This is a genomic window from Bacillus sp. Xin1, from assembly GCF_013314535.1.
Taxonomy (GTDB): Bacteria; Bacillota; Bacilli; order Bacillales; family Bacillaceae_G; genus Bacillus_A.
Genome location: NZ_JABUAE010000017.1, coordinates 50,993 through 73,465, shown reverse-complemented (window position 1 = coordinate 73,465; position 22,473 = coordinate 50,993). Strand labels below are relative to the sequence as shown.

The window sequence follows — 22,473 nt, the reverse complement described above, 5'->3', positions numbered from 1 at the left end:
CATATATCACAATATTCTTCCTCTAGTATTACCGAAATTTAAGTAAGCTATTAAGAGTAGAAGATATATTTTTACCTAACAAAAAAGCGGGAATATTCCCGCTTCTTTGACTATCGACGTAAGCCAAGCTTTGTGATTAATTCACGGTAGCGTGTGATATCGCTATTACGAAGGTAAGTAAGTAAGTTACGACGTTTACCAACCATCTTTAATAGACCACGACGTGAATGATGATCTTTCTTGTGAGTACGTAAGTGCTCGTTTAGAGTGTTAATTTGCTCTGTTAGGACAGCAATTTGAACCTCTGGAGAACCAGTATCAGTCTCATGAGTTCTAAATTGTGCAATGATTTCATTTTTACGCTCTTGTGTTAAAGCCATCCTATTTCACCTCCTAATAATTAAACCCCCAATTACCTAGCAAGCGTCGGTGAGTCGCAATGCCAAGCAATGGTTGTCATAAAGTACATAACATAGAATACTACTTTTCATTGGAAAAAGCAAGCATATTCTTCGCCATGCTAAAATATTCTTGTGCTGTTTTCTTATCTTTTGCAATTTGAGCAACTAGTTCGTCGATACCATTAAACTTCTTCTCTTCTCGAATGCGTATATGCCACTCCACGGTAACAACTTGATCATATATGTCCTCATTGAAATGGAATAAATGCACTTCAATAGACAGTTTACGCTCATCTTCTTTAAAAGTTGGTTTATAACCGATATTACATACACCGTCATGCCACTCATCATGGACTTTTAACCTTACTGCATACACACCAACAGGTGGCAGAAGATATTCATCACTTAAACCTACATTAGCTGTCGGAAAGCCGATTTGACGTCCACGTTTATCCCCGTGAACAACCGTTCCTTCTACTGTATAAGCTCTACCTAAAATAGATGGAATCTGTTCCATTTCTCCATTTCGGATTAGTTTTCGTAATGCTGTGGAACTTACTTTTTCTTCTTGGAATTCAACTTTTTCAATCACGGTCTGTGTAAACTCCCCTCTTGCATGAAATGGTAAAGTCTCCATCGTCCCTTTTCCTAAACGTCCATATGAATAATCAAAACCTGCTACTACATGCTTTACATTTAGACCAATAATATATTCATCTACAAACTGTTGTGGCAGTAATCCAGCAAATGATTCATCGAATTTCACCACATATAACATATCAATCCCTAAATCTGCAATTACTTTTTCTTTAACGGATAGTGGTGTAATATACTCCACATGCGCTTCCTTTTTTCCTAATACAACAGATGGATGTGGATGAAATGTTATAACCGCACTTTTACATCCTCTTTCATCCGCTATTTTTTTTGCTGTTCGAATTACACGTTGATGTCCTAAATGAATGCCATCAAAAAACCCTAATGCCATTACAGTAGGTGGTAATTCTATTTTATTTTGTTTATGTGGATGAGTTAAATGAATAAGTTTCACGCTTGAATTCACCTTTTTCTGTAATAATCCTTCCAATAATCCATTATAGCTTTAGTTCCTGATTATTCACAAGTACTTTCATTGGCTTTAACATGCCAGGGTGTTTTGGATGATGCTCATAAATTGCTAGACAACGTTCATTTTTATCAAACACTGTAATAAATGGCGCTGTCACTTGTAATTCATTCCTTAAAAACATCCCATTTTTTATTTTTTCTGCTTGTTTTTCATCTACAACCATTTTTGGAAATTTACTTAACGCTTCATCAATTGAGATAAAAATAGACTCTACTGTTCCATTTTGCATGTTTTCTTCAATTTCTTCAAATGATATGCAATCTTCTAGCAAAAATTCTCCTGAAGCTGTGCGCACAAGATGTGACATATGTGCCGGGAATCCTAATTTTTCACCAATCATAACCGCTAATGTTCTCACGTATGTTCCTTTGCTACATGTAACACGGAAGCGGAATGAAATGTTCTCACCTTCAAATACTTCCCGGTCATCAAGTAACACAAATTCATGAATTGTTATCGTACGAACTGGACGTTCCACTTCTTGTCCTGCTCTTGCATATTCATACAGTTTCTTTCCGTTTACTTTTACAGCTGAGTACATGGGAGGGACCTGCTCAATTGTTCCTGTTAACTCTGCTAATACAGCTTCCACTTCCGCACGTGTAATGATACGATTTACATCTTGTTTTTCTACTACTTCACCAGAAGCATCTTCAGTTGTGGTTGAAAATCCCAGTGTAACTTCACCTTCATAGGTTTTCGTTTCACTTGTCAAAAATTGTGCAATTTTCGTTGCACGACCTACACAAATCGGTAATACTCCTGTCACATCTGGATCTAATGTTCCTGTATGACCAATTCTTTTTTCACGTAATATCTTTCTTAACTTAAATACACAATCGTGTGATGTCATTCCTTTTGGTTTATGTAATAGTAATACACCTTCCATATGTTCACCTCATCGTTATACTTTTGTAGAGGATGTTCAAGAAATCCGGTACAAATAGCAATCGCATTTCTTCATTTCGTCACCAGTCCTCATGTAAGTCTCAGCTATACTCTGTCTCCCTCTGGCCTCTTCACCCCGAAATGCTCTACTCTCTTTATCCTTCCTTTTGAACACTCACTTGTATGCAATACTTACTTTCCATTGAAAAAATGGATAGACAAATGTCTATCCATTATTCTTCACGTTTACCGTCTTTATTAATTTCATGTAAAAGTGTATCAATTCGATGACCATATCCGATAGATTCATCAAATTCAAAAGAAATCTCCGGTGTTTTACGAAGACGAATACGTTGGCCAATTTCTGAACGAATAAAGCCTTTTGCCTTCGCTAAGCCTTTTAATGTATTTTCTTTCTGTTCTTCGTCTCCTAAAACAGAAATATATACTTTGGCAATTTGTAAATCTCCACTCACTTGTACATCTGTTACTGTAACAAATCCAACACGTGGGTCTTTAATTTTACGACTAATGATGTCGCCTAATTCTTTTTTCATTTGCTCGCCCACACGGTTCGCACGTAATTTCATAGCTTTTCACCTCATTCAATGCCATTCCAATTGTGTTATCGTACGTTCAATTTCAGGAAATGAATCGATATACTCAAGTACACGATTCATTTCTTTTTCACAGACAACACGATTTGAGGATACGGAAACAATCGCAATTTCTGTACGTTGCCATACATCTTGGTGTCCTATTTCGGAAACAGCTACATTGTAACGCTGTTTCACACGAGTTAGCACACGCTGTAAAATTGCTCGTTTCTCTTTTAAAGAATGCACATCATAAATCATACACTCGAATGAGAGTGAAGCGATAATCATCGCTTCACTTCTTCCATAATGTATGCTTCAATGATGTCTCCTTCTTTAAGATCGTTGTATTTCTCAATTGTAATACCACACTCGTAGTTTTGCGCAACTTCTTTTACGTCGTCTTTGAAACGTTTTAGCGTATCAAGTTGTCCTTCGTAAATTACTACACCATCACGGATAATCCGAACACCGCTATCACGCGTGATTTTACCGTCTGTTACATAACATCCTGCAATTGTTCCAACTTTTGTTACTTTGAATGTTTGACGAACTTCCGCTTGACCAATTACTTTTTCTTCGAATTCAGGATCAAGCATACCTTGCATTGCTGCTTCAATCTCTTCGATTACTTTGTAAATAATACGGTGTAAGCGAATATCAACATTTTCTAGCTCAGCTGTACGTTTCGCGTTCACATCAGGGCGTACGTTAAATCCGATTACAATCGCATTAGATGCAGAAGCTAAAATAATATCAGACTCTGTAATCGCACCTACGCCTGTATGGATAATTTTTACTTTTACTCCTTCAACATCAATTTTACGAAGTGATGCCGCCATTGCTTCCACAGAACCTTGTACGTCTGCTTTCACAATTAGGTTAATTTCTTTTACATCGCCCTCTTGGATTTGTTGGAATAAATCTTCAAGGCTTAATTTAGATTTTTCACCGCGCTGTGCAAGCAATGCTTGTTGTGCACGTGATTCACCAATTTGACGCGCTTTCTTCTCATCAGCAAATGCCATGAAACGATCGCCCGCTTGTGGTACCTCATTTAAACCTGTAATTTCGACAGGAGTAGATGGTCCAGCAACTTTTACTCGACGTCCGATGTCATTTACCATTGCACGAACACGTCCAAATGATGTTCCAACAACGATTGGATCTCCCACTCGAAGTGTACCATTTTGTACAAGTAATGTTGCAATTGTTCCTTTACCTTTATCAAGCTGTGCCTCAATTACAGTACCAGTTGCATAACGGTTTGGATTTGCTTTGTATTCTTCTACTTCACTTACAAGTAGAATCATTTCTAGCAAGTTGTCAATCCCTTCACCTTGAATTGCAGAAATTGGTACAAAAATTGTATCTCCGCCCCAAGCTTCTGGAACTAATTCGTATTCTGTTAATTCTTGCATTACACGGTCTGGATTTGCAGCTGGTTTATCCATTTTATTCACAGCTACAATAATTGGTACTCCAGCTGCTTTTGCATGGTTAATTGCTTCAACTGTTTGTGGCATAACACCGTCATCCGCTGCAACAACAAGGATTGTAATATCCGTTACTTGTGCACCACGTGCGCGCATTGTTGTAAACGCCGCGTGACCTGGTGTATCTAAGAACGTAATTTTCTTATCATTTACTTCAACTTGGTATGCACCAATGTGCTGCGTAATTCCACCAGCTTCGCCAGCAGTTACTTTTGAATTACGGATAGAATCAAGTAATGTTGTTTTACCATGGTCAACGTGTCCCATAATTGTAACAACAGCTGGACGCTCTTTTAAGTTTTCTTCATTATCTTGCTCATCAATGAATGTTTCAAACTCAGTTTCACTTACAATTACTTCTTCTTCTACTTCAATACCGTAATCAGCAGCGATTAACTCAATTGTATCTTTATCTAAATCTTGGTTAATTGTCGCCATAATGCCTAGCATAAAGAGCTTTTTAATAAGTTCAGATGGCTCTTTGCTTAGTTTCTTTGCAAGATCACCTACTGTAAGTGTACCAGAGAAAGTGATTTTATCTGGTGTTTCTACTGTTTGTGTTTGCTGTCTTCCAGCAAAGTTTTCTTGACGTTTGTCTTCATTTCCTTTGCCTTTTTTCTTCTTCTTATTACTGTTCTTTTTGCTACGAACAACTTTTTCTTCTACTTCAAACTCATCTGCAACAGAAGGCTTTTCTGCTCCAGTATTGTATTGATTATCTAATTTGTTTACTACTTCATCGTCTAACATTGTCATATGATTCGAAACCTCGATATTCATTTCTTTTAGTTTTGTAATAATATCTTTACTTGAGATATTGTGTTTCTTTGCATATTCATACACTCGAATTTTACTCACACCTTCACCCCCGGTAAGTTGTATCGAGCATGCTACGCAGCTTTTTCGCAAAGCCATCATCTAACACAGCTACAACGACTCGCTCGTCTCTCCCAATCGCATGCCCTAATTGTTGTCGATTTTCGACTTTTCTCATTGGTATGTTGTAGTACGTGGTTTTATCAATAATGCGCTTTGTAGTGTTCGCTGACGCATCTTCAGAAAGCAATACAAGCTTTGCCTTGCCACTTCGTACTTCTTTTAAAACGAGTTCTTCACCCGAAATTATTTTTCGAGCACGGTTTGCTAGTCCTAAAAACGATTTCCAATCGGACACTTATTTCGACTCCTTCTCAACAAGCTCAAGAAGTTCCTCGTAAAGAGAACTGTCGATCTTCGCTTTTAGATGATGTTCCAAAATATTTTTCTTCTGCGCTTGGATAATGCATTCCTTGTCTTTTGACAGATATGCACCACGTCCTGATTTCTTTCCAGTTAAATCAATGGACACTTCGCCCTCTTTGGAACGAACAATGCGAACGAGCTCGCGTTTTGATTTCATTTCTTGTGTTGCGATACATTTTCGTAACGGAACTTTTCGATTGCTCACATTCATCACCTCTATTCGATTTCGTCTTCAACTGAATCGAATGCGATCATGTTGTCTTCTTCTGTTACAATGCCAAGTTGCTTCGCATCAGACTCGCTTTTAATATCAATTTTCCAGCCAGTTAATTTTGCTGCAAGACGTGCATTTTGCCCGCGCTTCCCAATTGCTAATGAAAGCTGATGATCTGGAACAACAACAGTTGTTGCTTTTTCCTCTTCATTCACAAGTACTTTTACAACTTGTGATGGACTTAATGCGTTTGCTACATATTCAATTGGATCATTTGACCAGCGAACAATATCAATTTTTTCACCTTTTAGTTCATCAACAATACGTTGTACACGTTGTCCTTTTGGACCTACGCAAGAACCTACTGGATCAACATCGATATTCTCTGCATATACAGAAATTTTAGAACGGTCGCCTGCTTCACGTGCTACAGAACGAATTTCTACAGTTCCATCATAAATTTCTGGCACTTCAATTTCGAATAAACGTTTTAAAAGACCTGGATGTGTACGTGATACGTAAATCTGTGGTCCTTTTGTCGTTTTTTCTACTTTTGTAATGAACACACGAATTCGATCATGTGGTTTATATTGTTCATTTGGCATTTGCTCACTTACTGGTAGTAAAGCTTCTACTTTTCCTAGACTTACATAAATAAAACGAGCATCTTGGCGTTGCACAATACCAACCATGATGTCTTCTTCGCGGTCACTAAATTCTGAATAAATGACACCACGTTCTGCCTCACGTACACGTTGTGTCACAACTTGTTTTGCAGTTTGTGCTGCAATACGTCCGAAATCTTTTGGTGTTACTTCAATCTCTAATACATCACCATCTTGATAGTTCGGATTGATGTGTCTTGCTTCTTCTACAGAAATTTCAAGACGTGGATCAAACACACTATCTACAACGTCTTTACGTGCTAAAACTTGAATTGTTCCCACTTCTGGGTTAAAGCTAACACGTACGTTTTGTGCTTGGTTAAAATTTCGTTTATAAGCAGAGATTAAAGCTGCCTCAATTGCATCAATAATAATATCTTTGCTAATACCTTTTTCTGATTCTAATACGAGCAAAGCATCTAACAACTCAGTGCTCATGAAGATCCCCCTTCTTACTAAAACGTAACAGCAAGTCGCGCGTTCGCAACTTTATCCATTGGAATTTGGATTTCTTTTTTACGTGTTTTAATTGTTAATAATAGTGTAATTGTTGTACCATCATAGGACAGTAGCTTTCCTTCAAACATCTTTTCACCATTAATCGGCTCATATGTTTTAATTGCCACTTGTCTTCCTACCGCTTGCTGGAAGTCTTTTTCTTTCTTTAATGGGCGTTCTGCTCCAGGAGATGATACATCCAAAAAGTAAAGATGAGGAATTGGATCCTCTTTATCTAAAGCTTCGCTTAAACGTTCACTTACCGCACCGCATTCTTCAATGTCTACTCCTGTCTCAGAATCGATGAATACGCGTAGGAACCAGTCTTTTCCTTCTTTCACATATTCTACATCTACAAGTTCAAGATTTAACTCTTCAACAATCGGCTGCGCAAATGCTTCAACAACTTCTGTGACTTTCTTATCCATAAACAGCCTCCTTCCTGCCGCCATGTACCATTTGAAAGAAAAAGAATCCGCTCATAAAGACGGTCTATCTTATTCTTTCTCGTTAGCTAACAAAAGCCCCTGCCGCTTAGCAGGGAATATCTGTCTTAGTATTACCAAATTTAAGAAGTAAAACTTGTAACAAAATATGTATATACGACAGAAATATTTTACCTATATGCATAGGTAAAACATAGATAGTAACACGAAAGAGTGGGTTTCCCCACTCTTTTTTTTGCAAAATATACATGACATGGTTATCTCGGTTAATAGTATACCATAGCAAATACTGATTTGCAAAGACTTTTCCTGCCCGCTAGAACAGTGACAATTGGTTTTTGTCTGGCAAATCTCCTAAACAACCTTGGCTATCTAAATATTCAATAATTGTTTTGGAAATCTTACTACGTTGTTGCAAATCTTCTTTTGATAAGAATTCACCATTTTCACGTGCTTCAACGATACTTATGGCAGCGTTAGTACCAAGACCAGGTATTGCATTAAATGGAGGAATTAATGTTTCTCCATCAATAATAAAGTCCGTTGCATGTGAACGATATAAATCAACCTTTTGGAATGAATAACCACGTTCGCACATTTCAAGTGTCATTTCTAATACAGTTAGTAAACTTTTTTCTTTCGGTGCTGCATCTAACCCTTTTTGTGCAATCTCATCAATCCGCGCCCTAATTGATGCCGAACCTTTTGCCATCGCCTCTACATCAAAGTCATCAGCACGTACTGTAAAGTATGCTGCATAGAACAATAGTGCAAAATGCACTTTGAAATATGCGATACGTACAGCCATAAGTACATAAGCAGCCGCATGGGCTTTAGGGAACATGTACTTAATTTTTTTACAAGAATCAATATACCAACCAGGTACATTGTTATTGCGCATTTCCTCTTCCCACTCTTCTGGTACACCTTTACCTTTACGTACCGATTCCATAATTTTAAACGCTAACGATGGATCCAATCCTTGATAAATTAGATAGACCATAATATCATCACGACAACCGATAACTTCGCTCAGCGTACATGTACCGTTATAAATCAGTTCATTCGCATTACCAAGCCATACGTCTGTACCATGAGATAGTCCAGAAATTTGGACAAGCTCTGAGAATGTCGTTGGCTTCGTTTCTTCTAACATCTGTCTTACGAATTTCGTACCAAACTCAGGAATACCAAGTGTACCTGTTTTACAATTAATTTGTTCTTCTGTCACACCTAATGATTCTGGACCAGAGAAGATTTTCATTACTTCTGGATCATCTGTCGGTATTGTTTTCGGATCCACACCGCTTAAATCTTGCAACATACGAATAACAGTCGGATCATCGTGCCCTAGTATATCTAGTTTCAACAAATTATCATGAATCGAATGGAAGTCAAAGTGCGTCGTTCTCCACTCTGCTCCTATTGAATCAGCAGGAAACTGAATTGGTGAAAAGTCAAAAATATCCATGTAATCTGGCACAACGATAATACCACCTGGATGCTGTCCTGTTGTACGTTTTACCCCTGTGCATCCCGAAACAAGACGATCAATCTCTGCATTTCGAATTGTTAAATTATGATCATTGGCATAACCTTTTACATAACCGTAAGCCGTTTTTTCTGCTACTGTACCAATTGTTCCAGCGCGATATACATAGTCCTCACCGAACAGTACTTTCGTATAGTTATGGGCACGTGGTTGGTATTCTCCGGAAAAATTCAAATCAATATCGGGAACCTTATCCCCTTTAAACCCAAGAAACGTTTCGAACGGAATATCATGTCCGTCTTTTACGTAAGGAATATTACATGTTGGACAATCTTTATCAGGTAAGTCAAAACCAGAACCTACAGAACCATCATTGAAGAATTCTGATTGCTTACACTTCGGACATACATAATGCGGTGGTAATGGGTTTACTTCAGTAATCTCCATCATTGTCGCAACAAATGATGATCCTACCGACCCACGTGAACCTACAAGATAACCGTCTACAAGTGATTTTTTCACAAGCTTATGTGAAATTAAATAAATAACGGCAAATCCATGTCCAATAATACTTTTTAATTCTTTTTCTAGGCGCGCTTCTACGATTTCTGGTAGTTCTTCACCATAGATGCTGCGTGCCATTTCATAGCTCATATCACGCGTTTCATCATCTGCACCTTCAATTTTCGGTGTGTATAGATCATCTTTTACTGGATGAACGTCACCGATTAACGATGCAACCTTTTGTGTATTTGTCACAACAATTTCTTTTGCTTTTTCTTCTCCTAGGAATGAGAAGCAATCTAACATTTCATCTGTTGTGCGGAAATATACAGGTGGTAATGAATGACGATTTAATGGGTTTGCCCCGCCTTGCGAACTTATTAAGATTTTGCGATACATCGCATCTTCAGGGTCTAAGTAATGCACATTTCCTGTCGCAACAACAGGTTTATCTAACGTTTCACCTAATTTTACTAAGTTAGAAATAATTGTTTTTAACTGCCCTTCATCTCGAACGAGTTCACGTTCTACTAAATGACGTAACACCTCTGGAGGCATAACCTCAATATAATCATAGAACTGCGCAATCTCCTCTACTTCTTCAGGAGCCTTTTGCATCATCGCTTCAAATACTTCTCCTTTATCACAAGCAGTACCTACTATTAAACCTTCACGATATTTTTTTAATAGTGAACGTGGCACACGTGGTACACGGTAAAAATAATTCAAGTGAGAATACGAAACAAGTTTATATAAATTTTTCAATCCAACATCAGATGTTGCAAGTAAAGTTACATGGCTCGGTCTCCCACGTTTATATGCATCGCCCTGTCCCATACTATCATTTAATTGATCGTGATATTCAAATCCTTTTTCAATCACATCTTTTAACATTTTCACAAGTAAATATCCCGTTGCTTCTGTATCATAAATCGCACGGTGATGCTGTGTTAATTCAATATCAAGCTTTTTACACATTGTATTTAAGCGGTGGTTCTTCATTTCTGGGAATAAAAATCTAGCTAATTCCAATGTATCAATAACTGGGTTTTCCGGCTTGTCTAAGCCACATTTCTTAAACCCTACATTTATGAATCCCATATCAAAGCTTGCATTATGGGCAACGAGTGTATGATCACCCATCCACGCTTCAAACTTTTTAAATACTTCTCCCACTTCCGGTGCATCAGTTAACATATCGTCTGTAATACCGGTTAACTCAATAATTGTAGCTGATAGCGGTTGATGCGGATTTGCAAAGGATTCAAAGCGATCAATAATTTCTCCGCCCTTCACTTTTACAGCAGCTAACTCAATGACCGTGTCATATACAGCAGATAACCCTGTCGTCTCAACGTCAAAGACAACATATGTTTCGTCAACTAGTAGTCGATGCGACTCATTATAAGCAATTGGAACACCATCATTCACTAAGTTGGCTTCCACACCATAAATAACTTTTATACCAGCCTTTTTGCCAGCAGAATATGCTTCCGGGAAAGACTGCGCAACAGCATGGTCTGTAACCGCAATCGCTTCATGTCCCCATTTTCCGGCTTGCGCGACAAGTTTAGATACTCCGGTAACAGCATCCATTTGGCTCATTGGTGTATGCAAATGTAGTTCTACTCGTTTTTCTCCTTCAGGTGCTTTATCTTTACGAGAAGGTCCTGTTATTTCGTTAATATCATTCGCAATCATGACTAAATCACGAACAAACGTATCATTTTGAACCGAACCTCGCGCTTTTACCCACATTCCTTTTTTTAATGATTGCAGAAGCGGAAGATCCTCTTTATCACGCGAGAACATTTTAATCATAATGGAATCCGTATAATCCGTCATTTTTAAAGTTAGTAACGTACGTCCACTACGAAGCTCTTTTGTTTCCACATGGAAGACATAACCTTGAACAGTTTTTCGTCTTTCTTCATCTTGAATTTCACGCATCGGTGTGATTTCTTCGTCAGGCTTAATAAGATACCCAAGTACAATCGGCCCTTCGTGTACCATATCGCTTTCTTCGGCTTGCTTCTTCGCCATCTCTTCCATAGCTTGTATAACACGTTGACGATCCTCTTGCTGTGTTTGCTCACGAAACTTTTGAACTTCCTCTTCATTTTGCTTTATATTTGTTTCCAGCTGAAAACGTGGAAATCCGAAAATTTCATATTGATCACCGACTGGCTTCGCAAGATTTTTCTTTAATGCTGTAGATTCTAACTCGTTATTTACATCAAGTAACAACTTCACTCCATTTACATGAGGAAGTTGCTTTTTTAAATACGCAAACATAGGCGAAAAAGTAATTCGATCTGTACAAAGCGGCCAATATTCCTTGACCTCGTCTTCCGTAAATTGTTTATTCTCTGTTTCTAGCGCAAATGACGTTTTGGCAATATGAGAAAATGACTGCTTTATCTGTGTTTCAAGCAATTCATATAATTCTGCTGGCAAAATACGTGGCACTTGCAAATCAAAATGCCAACTTTTATTTGCTTTATCGACAACTAGCCTTTGTATGCCACCACCTTGTAAATATTGATTGATAAGGTCTTCAGGCATCTGCAGCTGCTGGAGCAAAATTTGAAATCGCTCTTGTTGTTCATTGGTTAACGACATAAGCAACCCCCTTCCATTTGCTATTATAAATTGAAATGTTCCGTTCAGCAAAGAAGGTTTCTCACCTCTTCGCTAAAAAGCTTACTCTACAAAGAAAGAGAAGGTACCTCATAACGAGGTACCTCTTCCTATTTTAAAATATTAGTGATATATGTGTGAAGTGCTTCAACTTTCACTTCTGCAGATTCATTTGTAGCACGTACTTTTACTTCAACAATACCTTCATCAGCCTTTTTACCAACTGTTACTCGAACTGGAAGACCGAATAAGTCTGCATCAGCAAATTTAACACCTGCACGCTCTGCACGATCATCTAACAGTACTTCATATCCTTGTTCTTGTAATGAACTGTAGATCGTTTCGCCCACTTCTCGCTGTGCATCAGACTTCATATTTACTGGAATCACATGTACATGGAATGGAGCTACAGCTTTTGGCCAAACTAAACCATTTTCATCATTAAACTGTTCAGCAATTGCCGCAACTGTACGAGATACCCCAATGCCGTAGCATCCCATGATAAGCGGCTTCGTTTTTCCATTCTCATCTAAGAATGTAGCATTCATTGCCTCACTGTAACGTGTACCTAATTTAAATACATGTCCAACTTCAATACCACGAGCAAAACGGATTGTCCCATTTCCATCTGGAGATTGATCTCCTTCTTGAATGAATCGTAAATCAGCATATTGACTTACTTTGAAGTCGCGCTCTGGATTTACATTTACATAGTGGAATCCTTCTTCATTTGCACCACAGCAACCATTTACAACCGCTGCTACAGCGTGATCAGCAATAACTTCAACATCTCCTGTTACACCGATTGGACCTAAAGAACCTACTTCACAATTTAATAGACTTCTTACCTCTTCATGGGAAGCAAGTTCAACAACTGAAGCACCATATACGTTCTTCACTTTTACATCATTTACTTCGTGATCTCCACGAACAAGTACAACAACAAATTTCTCATCTACTTTAAAGACCATCGATTTAATGCAATTAGATGCTTCAATGTTTAAAAATGCAGATACTTCTTCAATTGCCTTTTGATCTGGTGTTGCTACTTTTTCAAGTACCTTTTCAGTTTCATCACTCTTTGTATACGAAGCAACAACAGGAGCCATTTCAATATTCGCTGCATAATCAGATGTATCAGAATACGCAATTGTATCTTCTCCTACATCAGATAATGCCATAAACTCATGTGTATCTTTACCACCCATTGCTCCAGAATCGGCAATAACCGCACGGAAATTCAAACCACAACGAGTAAAAATATTAGAATATGCTTGATATAAACGGCTATAAACTTCATCTAAACTTTCTTGTGTTGCATGGAAAGAATATGCATCTTTCATTAAAAACTCTCTTCCGCGTAATAAACCAAAACGTGGTCTTTGCTCGTCACGGAATTTTGTTTGGATTTGATATAATGTTAATGGTAGTTTTTTATAAGATTTAATCTCATCACGTACAAGGTCTGTAATAACTTCTTCATGCGTTGCTCCTAGCGCAAACTCACGATCATTACGATCTTTCATACGCATTAACTCAGAACCATAAGAATACCAACGACCTGATTCTTGCCATAATTCAGCAGCTTGTAATGCTGGCATTAATAATTCTACAGCTCCTGCTTGTTCCATTTCTTCTCGAACGATACGCTCCACCTTATGCAATACTTTTAGACCCAGTGGTAAAAAACTATAAATACCAGAAGCATTTTGACGCATAAATCCTGCACGAAGTAGCAATTGATGACTTTTAATCTCAGCATCTGCTGGCACTTCACGTAATGTAGGACTAAATACCATACTTTGTTTCATCTATTCGCACCTCTTTAGTTTACTCTCATACGCAGTAAACCCCCCACCTCAGATCAGGTGAGGGATTACAACTCTCAGAGCTCTATTCATTTCATTCGCTTTCCAAAAAAACATTGAGAATTTCACACTTACTACAAGTTTCACTTCATTTTACAAGAAAAACTTCCGAATGTCATTCCACGTTACAACTAACATAAGTAACATTAATAACGCAAAACCAATAAAGTGAACCATTCCTTCTTTTTGACGATCAATCGGTTTCCCGCGCAATGCTTCAATTAAGAAGAAGAACAAACGTCCTCCATCAAGTGCTGGAACCGGTAATAAGTTAAATAAACCGAGGTTTATGCTTAAAACAGCTGCCAAGCTAAGAACACGAATGACACCATAATCTACTACTTGGTCTGTTAAATTATAAATTCCTACTGGACCTGATAAATCATTAATAGAAAACTGACCCGTTACTAATTTTACCAAGGAATCAAAAATTAGTTTTGTCCATGTATACGTCTGCTCAAAACCTGATTTAATTGAACCAAAAATAGATTTCTCTACAGGAGAGTATACACCAATTCTACCAACCTTTTCTTTCCCCTCTGTATCAGCTGATGGCGTTACTTTTACATTAAATTGTTCGCTGTCACGTTTTACATGAAGCGTAATTTCCTTATTTGGGTGTTCCCGTACAATCGTTACAACATCATTCCATGTGTTCGTGTCTTTTCCATTAATTGCTTGAATCATATCATCTTGTTTCAAGCCTGCTTGTTCTGCCACACTATCCTTCATTACTTTCCCAATCATTGGTTTATCCACAGGAATACCTTGTACCAATCCAATGATAACAAAAATAACAAATGCAAGAATAAAGTTCATAGCAGGGCCTGCAAAGATTGTTAATGCTCGCTGTCCTAACGTTTTAGAACCAAATTGTCTGTTAAACGGAGCAATTTGTATTTCTTCTCCTGCTGAAACAATACGAGCTTTTTCACTCACACGGAATGTTTGCAATTCCTCTTCATACTCTTCGTAACCAGAAATTGTGAGATTATTTTCTAAATCAGCTTGTTCTACTTCAATCACTCGAACATTCGGATACTTTTCGCGCCCGTCTAAAACTAATTTCATAACCTCTTCGTTTTCATTTAACACAAGTCCAACTTTTTTCCCTGGTTTTAATTCAACCGTTTCGGCATCTTCGCCGGCCATTCTAACATAGCCTCCAAGAGGTAACAGCCGAACTGTATAAACTGTTTCATTCTTTTCAAATGAAAATACTTTTGGTCCAAAACCAATTGCAAACTCACGGCATAAAATACCTGCTCTTTTTGCGAAATATAGATGCCCTAGCTCATGGAAAAATACGAGTGCACCGAAAATTAATATAAAGGCAATCGCTGTATTCAATTCCATAACCACCTTTGCTAAATTTGTTCCATCACAAACCGTCTTGTGGCTGCATCAATTTCCTGAATTTCCCCTAAGCTCGGACGTGCAATGACATTGTGATGGTGCATTGCTTTTTCAATGAGGTCTTCTACTGTTAAGAAACCAATTTTCTTTTGTAAAAAGGCTGCTACAGCTACTTCATTCGCCGCATTCATTACTGCTGGCATGCTTCCGCCCATTTTTCCAGCTTCATACGCAAAACGGAGACAACGAAAACGTTCTTGATCCATTTTTTCAAAATGCAGTGTTCCGATTTCCCACAAATTCAACTGTTTTGTATCTAAAAGTGGTAATCTGTCAGGATATGTAAGTGCATATTGAATTGGTACACGCATATCTGGTGAGCCGAGCTGCGCCATTACACTACGATCTTCAAATTCAACCATAGAATGAATAATGCTTTCTTTATGTAAAACAACATCGATTTGCTCATAAGGTATGCCGAAAAGCCAATGTGCTTCAATCACTTCCAGCCCCTTATTCATCATTGTAGCAGAATCAATTGTAATTTTCGAACCCATTGACCAGTTAGGATGACGAAGCGCATCCTCTACTGTCACATGATACAATTCATCTCTCGTTTTATCACGAAAACTCCCGCCTGAAGCAGTGATAACTAAACGAGAGATGCGCTTTTCATTTTCTCCATTCAAACATTGAAAAATAGCCGAATGCTCGCTATCTACTGGAAGTAACGACACATTATGTTTGTGCGCAGCTTCCATAATAATATGTCCCGCAGTTACTAATGTTTCTTTATTTGCAATTCCAATTGTCTTTTTCGCCTCAATCGCACGAAGTGTAGGTAACAATCCTACACTACCTACAACAGCAGTGATTACAACTTCTGCATCTGGGTGAAGAGCTACCTCTAATAGTCCGTCTTCACCGTATACTACTTTTGTATTTCCAGAAACGGATTGTAACCTTACAACATCTTCTTCTCTTTGCACTGAAACAAGCTGAGGAGAAAATTCTTGAATGACTTTTACTGCATAGTCAATATTTTTCCCTACAGAAAAAGCAACGAGACGGAATTGGTCTGGGTGCGAGCGTAGTACATCTAAAGTTTGTGTTCCAATTGATCCACTTGCACCTAATAAACTAATGTTTTTCATAACTCCAACCCCTCGTTTTATTATGAAATGAAATGTAAGAAATGTAAAATCGGTAATACGAACAACCAACTATCTGTTCGATCTAATATTCCACCGTGTCCAGGTAAGATTGTACCTGAATCTTTCACACCGTAATGACGTTTAAATGCAGACTGTACTAAATCACCAATTTGTCCAAAAATGGAGATTGCAATTGTAACAATAATTAACATTCCCACATTTTCTTGAACTGTGAAGAACATATTGTATACAAAAGCAACGGCAATCCCACAAACAATACCACCTAATGAACCTTCTATCGTTTTATTCGGACTAATCTCTGGCCATAATTTTCTTTTTCCAATTGCTTTCCCTATGAAATATGCGCCTGAATCAGTTGCCCAAATGACAAATAATGCATAAAACACATAATGGATTCCTGCTATTCTCGTTTCATTTAGATATAAGAACCCCATTGCAACATACGTTGTTGCCATAAGTAAAAATGAAGCATTGTCAAAAGTAAATGTATTCTTCGAAAGGACTGTATATGATAAAAGTAATAAAACAATCAAAAATGTGATTTCTAATTTATCTAATCCAATCCGATCAAAAATACCTAGCGCATTACTTGGAACTAAAATAACCCATAATAATAATGCAGCTAAAAACGTTGGTACCGAAATAAGTGTAAGCTTGTTCATACGAACTAATTCATATAATCCAATAGAAGCAAGTGCATACACTAAAACTGTAAAAGGCACGCCACCGTAAAATACGATGGGAATGAATAGCGCGGCAGCAATCACTCCAGTAATAATTCTCTGTTTCACTACCAAACCCTCTCTTTCTACACGCCTCCGAATCTGCGCCCTCTATGTTGAAAGTCTGTAATCGCATTTAGCAAATGTTCCTCGGTAAAATCTGGCCAATACACATCTGTAAACCAAAGCTCCGAATACGCAATTTGCCATAGCATGAAATTACTAATACGCAATTCCCCACTTGTACGAATAAGCAAGTCTGGGTCAGGTAAAGAACTTGTCATTAAATATGAAGATATCATTTCTTCATTTATATCTTCTGAACGAACTTTCCCTTCTTCGCTGTCTTTCATCATATGCTGCACAGCAGAAACGATTTCATCGCGACTTCCATAGTTTAACGCAAAATTGAGAATTAATCCCGTGTTCTCTTTTGTATCTTCCATGGCCTTCTCCATCGCTCTGCGCGTATGCGTAGGAAGACGATCTTTTTGTCCAATTACTCGAACTTGTACATTTTCTTCAATCAATTCTGGTAAAAATGCACCTAAAAATTCTTCTGGAAGCTTCATTAAATAGTCGACTTCCTTTTTCGGTCTTTTCCAGTTCTCAGTAGAAAAAGCATAAAGAGTCAGCACTTTTACATCAAGTTTACTAGCAAATTTCGTAATCTTTTTTACTACTTGCATTCCTTCATGATGTCCAGCAATGCGAGGCATTGCTCTTCTTTTCGCCCATCTTCCATTACCATCCATAATGATCGCAATGTGCTCCGGAATATATCCCTTTTTCACTTCTTCAATGAGATGATCAAACGATGTGACCTTTTTACCTTTAAAAAAAGGAAACTTTTTAAACATCATTCATACCCTCCAACAAGCAGACGTATGCCTAAAAGTGTAAAAAGACCCCCTTAAGAAGAGGGTCATATTTGCGAAGGGATCGCTATTACACTTCCATGATTTCTTTTTCTTTGTTTTTTGCGATTTCGTCAACTTTTGCAATATATTTATCTGTTTCTTTTTGGATATCTTCTGTGTATCCTCTTAAGTCGTCTTCTGTAATATCGCCAGCTTTTTCAAGCTTTTTAAGATCGTCATTAGCATCACGGCGTACGTTACGAACAGCAACTTTTGCTTCTTCAGCATATTTTTTAACAGTTTTCACTAGGTCTTTACGACGCTCTTCTGTTAACGCAGGGAATGCAATACGAATTACTGATCCATCGTTAGAAGGGTTTAAACCTAAATCTGCTTTTAAAATCGCTTTTTCAATATCACCGATAGATGTTTTATCATAAGGTTGAATGACAAGTAAACGTGCTTCAGGAACTGTAATGTTCGCTAATTGCACAACAGGTGTTGGCGCACCATAGTAATCAACTTGTACCTTATCTAAAGCAGCCGCGCTTGCACGACCAGCACGAACTGACGCTAATTCGCGAGAATAAGCACCAACTGCTTTTTCCATTTTTTCATTTGCAGCTTTTAATACTTGTTGTCCCATGTTTATTTCCCCCTTACAATTGTTCCAATATTTTCGCCTAAAACGGCACGTTTAATATTTCCTTTTTCCATAACTGAGAATACAATTAGTGGAATGTCATTATCCATACATAATGAAGAAGCAGTAGAATCCATTACACCTAAACCTTCTTTCAATACATCTAAGTATGTAAGTGATTCATATTTCGTAGCTGTTTCATCAACAGATGGATCCGCACTGTAAACACCGTCTACATTATTTTTTGCCATTAAAATAACATCAGCTTCGATTTCCGCTGCACGTAAAGCCGCAGTTGTATCTGTAGAGAAATATGGGTTACCCGTACCCGCTGCGAAAATCACAACACGTTTCTTCTCTAAGTGACGAATCGCTTTACGACGAATGTAAGGTTCTGCCACTTGACGCATTTCAATAGAAGTTTGAACACGCGTTTGAATCCCAATGTTCTCCAAGCTATCTTGAAGAGCTAATGAGTTCATAACTGTCGCTAACATGCCCATGTAATCCGCGCCCGCACGGTCCATGCCCATTTCGCTTCCGATTTTTCCGCGCCAAATGTTACCGCCACCTACAACAACAGCAACCTCTACATCAAGTTCTGCAATTTCTTTCACTTGTTCTGCAACTGATTTAATAACAGATGGATTAATTCCAAATCCTTTTTCACCAGCTAAAGCTTCACCGCTTAGCTTTAAAACAACACGATTATATTTCGGTTTACTCATAATGAACCTCCAATTGCTTACATCTTTATTTTAAAAAAGGGAACACAATGTGTTCCCTAATCTGTATTAGTTGCTACCTTTTACTTGGTTCATTACTTCTTCAGCAAAGTTGTCTTCACGTTTTTCGATTCCTTCACCAACAGCGTAGCGAACGAATCCTTTTAGTGTTCCTCCTTTAGACTCAACGAACTGACGAACTTTCATATCCGGGTTTTTAACGAATGCTTGGTCAAGTAAGCAAATCTCTTCGAAGAATTTGCCTAGACGGCCTTCAACCATTTTTGCAACGATTTTTTCAGGCTTGCCTTCATTTAACGCTTGTTGCGTTAATACTTGACGCTCATGCTCAACTTCTTCAGCTGTTACAGCATCGCGGTCGATGTATTTAGGGTTAACTGCTGCAACGTGCATTGCTACATCTTTAGCAGCTGCTTCATCAGTAGAACCTTCAAGAACTGTTAGTACACCAATGCGTCCACCCATGTGTAGGTAAGCACCGAATGCATCTGCATCAGTTTTTGATACGATTTCGAAACGACGAAGTGTAAGTTTTTCACCAATTTTAGCGATTGCTTCGTTGATGTGCTCTTCTACTTTTTTGCCATTTTCCATTGTTTGAGCCATAGCTTCTTCAACGTTAGCTGGTTTGTTAGCTAATAAGTGAGCAGCTAATTCTTTAATTAATGTTTGGAAACCTTCATTTTTCGCAACGAAATCAGTTTCAGAGTTTAATTCTAAGATTAAACCGTCGTTACCGTTTGTTTCGATGAAAGTTAAACCTTCAGCAGCGATGCGGTCTGCTTTTTTAGCAGCTTTTGCAATACCTTTTTCACGTAAGAAGTCAATTGCCTTCTCCATGTCACCGTTAGTTTCTGTTAAAGCTTTTTTGCAGTCCATCATACCTGCGCCAGTTTTTTCGCGAAGTTCTTTTACCATTTGTGCAGTGATTGCCATACTTTTCATCCTCCTAAAATATGTATTTATACCTTAAAAAAGGTGATAAAAGGCCGAACCCCTTATCACCTTTCCAAATTTGTTACGCAGTAACAGTTTCTTCACCTTGTTTTGCTTCAAGGATCGCGTCTGCCATTTTAGATGTAAGAAGTTTTACAGCACGAATCGCATCATCGTTTGCTGGAATTACGTGATCGATTTCGTCTGGATCACAGTTCGTATCAACGATACCGATGATTGGAATGTGTAATTTACGTGCTTCAGCAACTGCAATACGCTCTTTACGAGGGTCTACTACGAATAATGCACTTGGAAGACCTTTCATATCTTTAATACCGCCTAAGAATTTCTCAAGACGCTCTAACTCTTTTTTAAGTTGAACAACTTCTTTCTTAGGAAGTACATCGAATGTACCATCTTCTTGCATTCTTTCGATGTCTTTAAGACGCTTGATACGTTTTTGGATTGTTTGGAAGTTTGTTAACGTTCCACCTAACCAACGTTGGTTAACGAAGTACATACCTGCACGAGTTGCTTCTTCTTTAATAGCTTCTTGTGCTTGTTTTTTAGTACCTACGAATAAAATGTCGCCACCTTCAGCAGCGATGTTACGCATTACGTTGAAAGCTTCTTCAACTTTTTTCACAGTTTTTTGTAAGTCGATGATGTAGATACCGTTACGCTCTGTGAAAATGTAACGTTTCATTTTTGGGTTCCAACGACGAGTTTGATGTCCGAAGTGAACACCAGCTTCAAGCAATTGCTTCATAGAAATTACTGACATAATTTAGTTCCTCCTAAATGGTTTTTGATATCCTCCGTTTACTTCAACTCTAAGCGAAACTACAAACGTAGCACCAACACTTAAATCAGTAAACGTGTGTACTTTGTACTGACACCACTGCTTACTATACCATAATGAAATATTACAATCAAGTTGAAAATGCGAACAATGTAAAACTTTCTTTTTAATTATGATTTTACTATTCTGCTCTCAAGTCCAATTCCAATATGATCATCCCAATTCTACCTTAAGCACCACTGATAGTTAAACCTTACTACCAGGCTTTTACAGAGCATTTAGCTTCCACTACTAAAATGCAACATTTAGAAAATAAAAAAGCCCTCCTCATGATGAAGAGAGCCTTTTTGTAAAATTAGTTTGTTTTTAATTTAGCAAGTTCATGTAAAAATTTGTCGTTTAATACTTTAATATACGTTCCTTTCATACCTAAAGAACGAGATTCGATAACGCCTGCACTTTCTAATTTACGAAGTGCATTTACGATTACAGAACGAGTAATTCCAACGCGATCAGCAATTTTACTTGCAACAAGTAGACCTTCTGTTCCGTTTAATTCTTCGAAAATGTGCTCAATTGCTTCTAACTCACTGTATGATAACGAGCTAATCGCCATTTGAACGACAGCTTTACTACGCGCTTCTTCTTCGATTTCTTCCGCTTTTTCGCGTAAGATTTCCATACCTACTACAGTTGAGCTATACTCAGCAAGAATTAAATCGTCATCTAAGAATTCTTGGCCAAGACGAGCTAACACTAATGTACCTAGACGCTCACCACCACCAACGATTGGTACGATTGTAGTTAAACCTTGACCGAATAGTTCTTTATTTTCTACAGGGAATGCTGTAAATTGACTATTTACATCTAAGTTTGAAGATGTTTCTGTAACGTTGAATAAACTTTGCGTATACTCTTCTGGGAATTGACGCTCTGCAAGCATTTGTTTCATGCGCTCGTTTTCGATTTGTTGGTGAATTGCATATCCTAATAATTTACCGCGACGACTTACTACGAATACGTTCGCTTCAATTACTTCACACATTGTGTCTGACATTTCTCTAAAGTTTACAGGCTTTCCTGCTGCGCTCTGTAATAACGCATTTAATTTTCTCGTTTTTGCTAATAATTCCATTTCTAAAGTTCCTCCTACA

General features: G+C 37.9%; 21 protein-coding genes. All 21 read right to left on the bottom strand.

Annotation, left to right across the window (positions count from 1 at the left end; genetic code table 11):
• Window positions 1-110: 110 nt before the first annotated feature.
• The 21 genes from rpsO to codY all read right to left on the bottom strand — a co-directional run bounded on the left by rpsO (window position 111) and on the right by codY (window position 22,454).
• Window positions 111-380: a 30S ribosomal protein S15 gene (gene rpsO, locus HRG09_RS16075; protein WP_001229392.1), complete on the bottom strand. Its 270-nt coding sequence runs from the start codon at window positions 378-380 to the stop codon at window positions 111-113.
• A 100-nt stretch (window positions 381-480) separates the two neighbouring features.
• A complete protein-coding gene (gene ribF, locus HRG09_RS16070; RefSeq protein ID WP_174101859.1) occupies window positions 481-1,452 on the bottom strand; it encodes a bifunctional riboflavin kinase/FAD synthetase in 972 nt (323 codons plus the stop codon).
• 43 nt (window positions 1,453-1,495) lie between these two features.
• Window positions 1,496-2,419, bottom strand: coding sequence for a tRNA pseudouridine(55) synthase TruB (truB, locus tag HRG09_RS16065; RefSeq protein WP_174101857.1), 924 nt, complete (start codon window positions 2,417-2,419; stop codon window positions 1,496-1,498).
• A 232-nt stretch (window positions 2,420-2,651) separates the two neighbouring features.
• Window positions 2,652-3,008 (bottom strand): 30S ribosome-binding factor RbfA, encoded by a 357-nt coding sequence (rbfA, locus tag HRG09_RS16060; RefSeq protein WP_017151269.1) that lies wholly within the window; start codon window positions 3,006-3,008, stop codon window positions 2,652-2,654.
• Window positions 3,009-3,023: 15 nt separating this feature from the next.
• The gene (locus HRG09_RS16055; RefSeq protein ID WP_174101855.1) at window positions 3,024-3,305 is read right to left on the bottom strand and encodes a DUF503 domain-containing protein; all 282 of its coding nucleotides are present in this window, start codon (window positions 3,303-3,305) and stop codon (window positions 3,024-3,026) included.
• Complete coding sequence (gene infB / locus HRG09_RS16050) at window positions 3,302-5,368, bottom strand: translation initiation factor IF-2 (protein ID WP_174101854.1); 2,067 nt, start codon at window positions 5,366-5,368, stop codon at window positions 3,302-3,304. Before infB ends, HRG09_RS16055 begins: the two co-directional genes overlap by 4 nt.
• A gap of 4 nt (window positions 5,369-5,372) precedes the next feature.
• Window positions 5,373-5,684: a YlxQ family RNA-binding protein gene (locus HRG09_RS16045; RefSeq protein ID WP_174101852.1), complete on the bottom strand. Its 312-nt coding sequence runs from the start codon at window positions 5,682-5,684 to the stop codon at window positions 5,373-5,375.
• Window positions 5,685-5,957, bottom strand: coding sequence for an RNase P modulator RnpM (gene rnpM, locus HRG09_RS16040; protein WP_033796365.1), 273 nt, complete (start codon window positions 5,955-5,957; stop codon window positions 5,685-5,687).
• An 11-nt stretch (window positions 5,958-5,968) separates the two neighbouring features.
• Window positions 5,969-7,069, bottom strand: coding sequence for a transcription termination factor NusA (nusA, locus tag HRG09_RS16035; protein ID WP_174101850.1), 1,101 nt, complete (start codon window positions 7,067-7,069; stop codon window positions 5,969-5,971).
• 17 nt (window positions 7,070-7,086) lie between these two features.
• Complete coding sequence (gene rimP / locus HRG09_RS16030; protein ID WP_174101848.1) at window positions 7,087-7,557, bottom strand: ribosome maturation factor RimP; 471 nt, start codon at window positions 7,555-7,557, stop codon at window positions 7,087-7,089.
• Window positions 7,558-7,891: 334 nt separating this feature from the next.
• Complete coding sequence (locus HRG09_RS16025; RefSeq protein WP_174101846.1) at window positions 7,892-12,193, bottom strand: PolC-type DNA polymerase III; 4,302 nt, start codon at window positions 12,191-12,193, stop codon at window positions 7,892-7,894.
• 128 nt (window positions 12,194-12,321) lie between these two features.
• The gene (locus HRG09_RS16020) at window positions 12,322-14,022 is read right to left on the bottom strand and encodes a proline--tRNA ligase (protein ID WP_174101844.1); all 1,701 of its coding nucleotides are present in this window, start codon (window positions 14,020-14,022) and stop codon (window positions 12,322-12,324) included.
• 150 nt (window positions 14,023-14,172) lie between these two features.
• The gene (gene rseP, locus HRG09_RS16015; protein ID WP_174101842.1) at window positions 14,173-15,429 is read right to left on the bottom strand and encodes an RIP metalloprotease RseP; all 1,257 of its coding nucleotides are present in this window, start codon (window positions 15,427-15,429) and stop codon (window positions 14,173-14,175) included.
• A gap of 17 nt (window positions 15,430-15,446) precedes the next feature.
• Complete coding sequence (gene dxr, locus HRG09_RS16010) at window positions 15,447-16,589, bottom strand: 1-deoxy-D-xylulose-5-phosphate reductoisomerase (RefSeq protein WP_174101840.1); 1,143 nt, start codon at window positions 16,587-16,589, stop codon at window positions 15,447-15,449.
• A gap of 20 nt (window positions 16,590-16,609) precedes the next feature.
• The gene (locus tag HRG09_RS16005) at window positions 16,610-17,401 is read right to left on the bottom strand and encodes a phosphatidate cytidylyltransferase (protein WP_174101838.1); all 792 of its coding nucleotides are present in this window, start codon (window positions 17,399-17,401) and stop codon (window positions 16,610-16,612) included.
• A 17-nt stretch (window positions 17,402-17,418) separates the two neighbouring features.
• Window positions 17,419-18,195, bottom strand: a complete 777-nt coding sequence (gene uppS / locus HRG09_RS16000) for an undecaprenyl pyrophosphate synthase (protein WP_174101836.1) — start codon at window positions 18,193-18,195, stop codon at window positions 17,419-17,421.
• A gap of 85 nt (window positions 18,196-18,280) precedes the next feature.
• Window positions 18,281-18,838 carry a ribosome recycling factor gene (frr, locus tag HRG09_RS15995; protein WP_174101834.1) on the bottom strand — a complete coding sequence of 186 codons (558 nt, stop codon included), beginning with the start codon at window positions 18,836-18,838 and terminating at the stop codon, window positions 18,281-18,283.
• 2 nt (window positions 18,839-18,840) lie between these two features.
• The gene (pyrH, locus tag HRG09_RS15990) at window positions 18,841-19,563 is read right to left on the bottom strand and encodes a UMP kinase (protein ID WP_098490016.1); all 723 of its coding nucleotides are present in this window, start codon (window positions 19,561-19,563) and stop codon (window positions 18,841-18,843) included.
• Window positions 19,564-19,629: 66 nt separating this feature from the next.
• The gene (gene tsf, locus HRG09_RS15985; protein WP_174101832.1) at window positions 19,630-20,517 is read right to left on the bottom strand and encodes a translation elongation factor Ts; all 888 of its coding nucleotides are present in this window, start codon (window positions 20,515-20,517) and stop codon (window positions 19,630-19,632) included.
• Window positions 20,518-20,599: 82 nt separating this feature from the next.
• Entirely contained in the window at window positions 20,600-21,301 is a 702-nt protein-coding gene (rpsB, locus tag HRG09_RS15980; RefSeq protein WP_018764712.1) for a 30S ribosomal protein S2, read from the bottom strand.
• 373 nt (window positions 21,302-21,674) lie between these two features.
• A complete protein-coding gene (codY, locus tag HRG09_RS15975) occupies window positions 21,675-22,454 on the bottom strand; it encodes a GTP-sensing pleiotropic transcriptional regulator CodY (RefSeq protein ID WP_000421292.1) in 780 nt (259 codons plus the stop codon).
• Window positions 22,455-22,473: the final 19 nt, after the last annotated feature.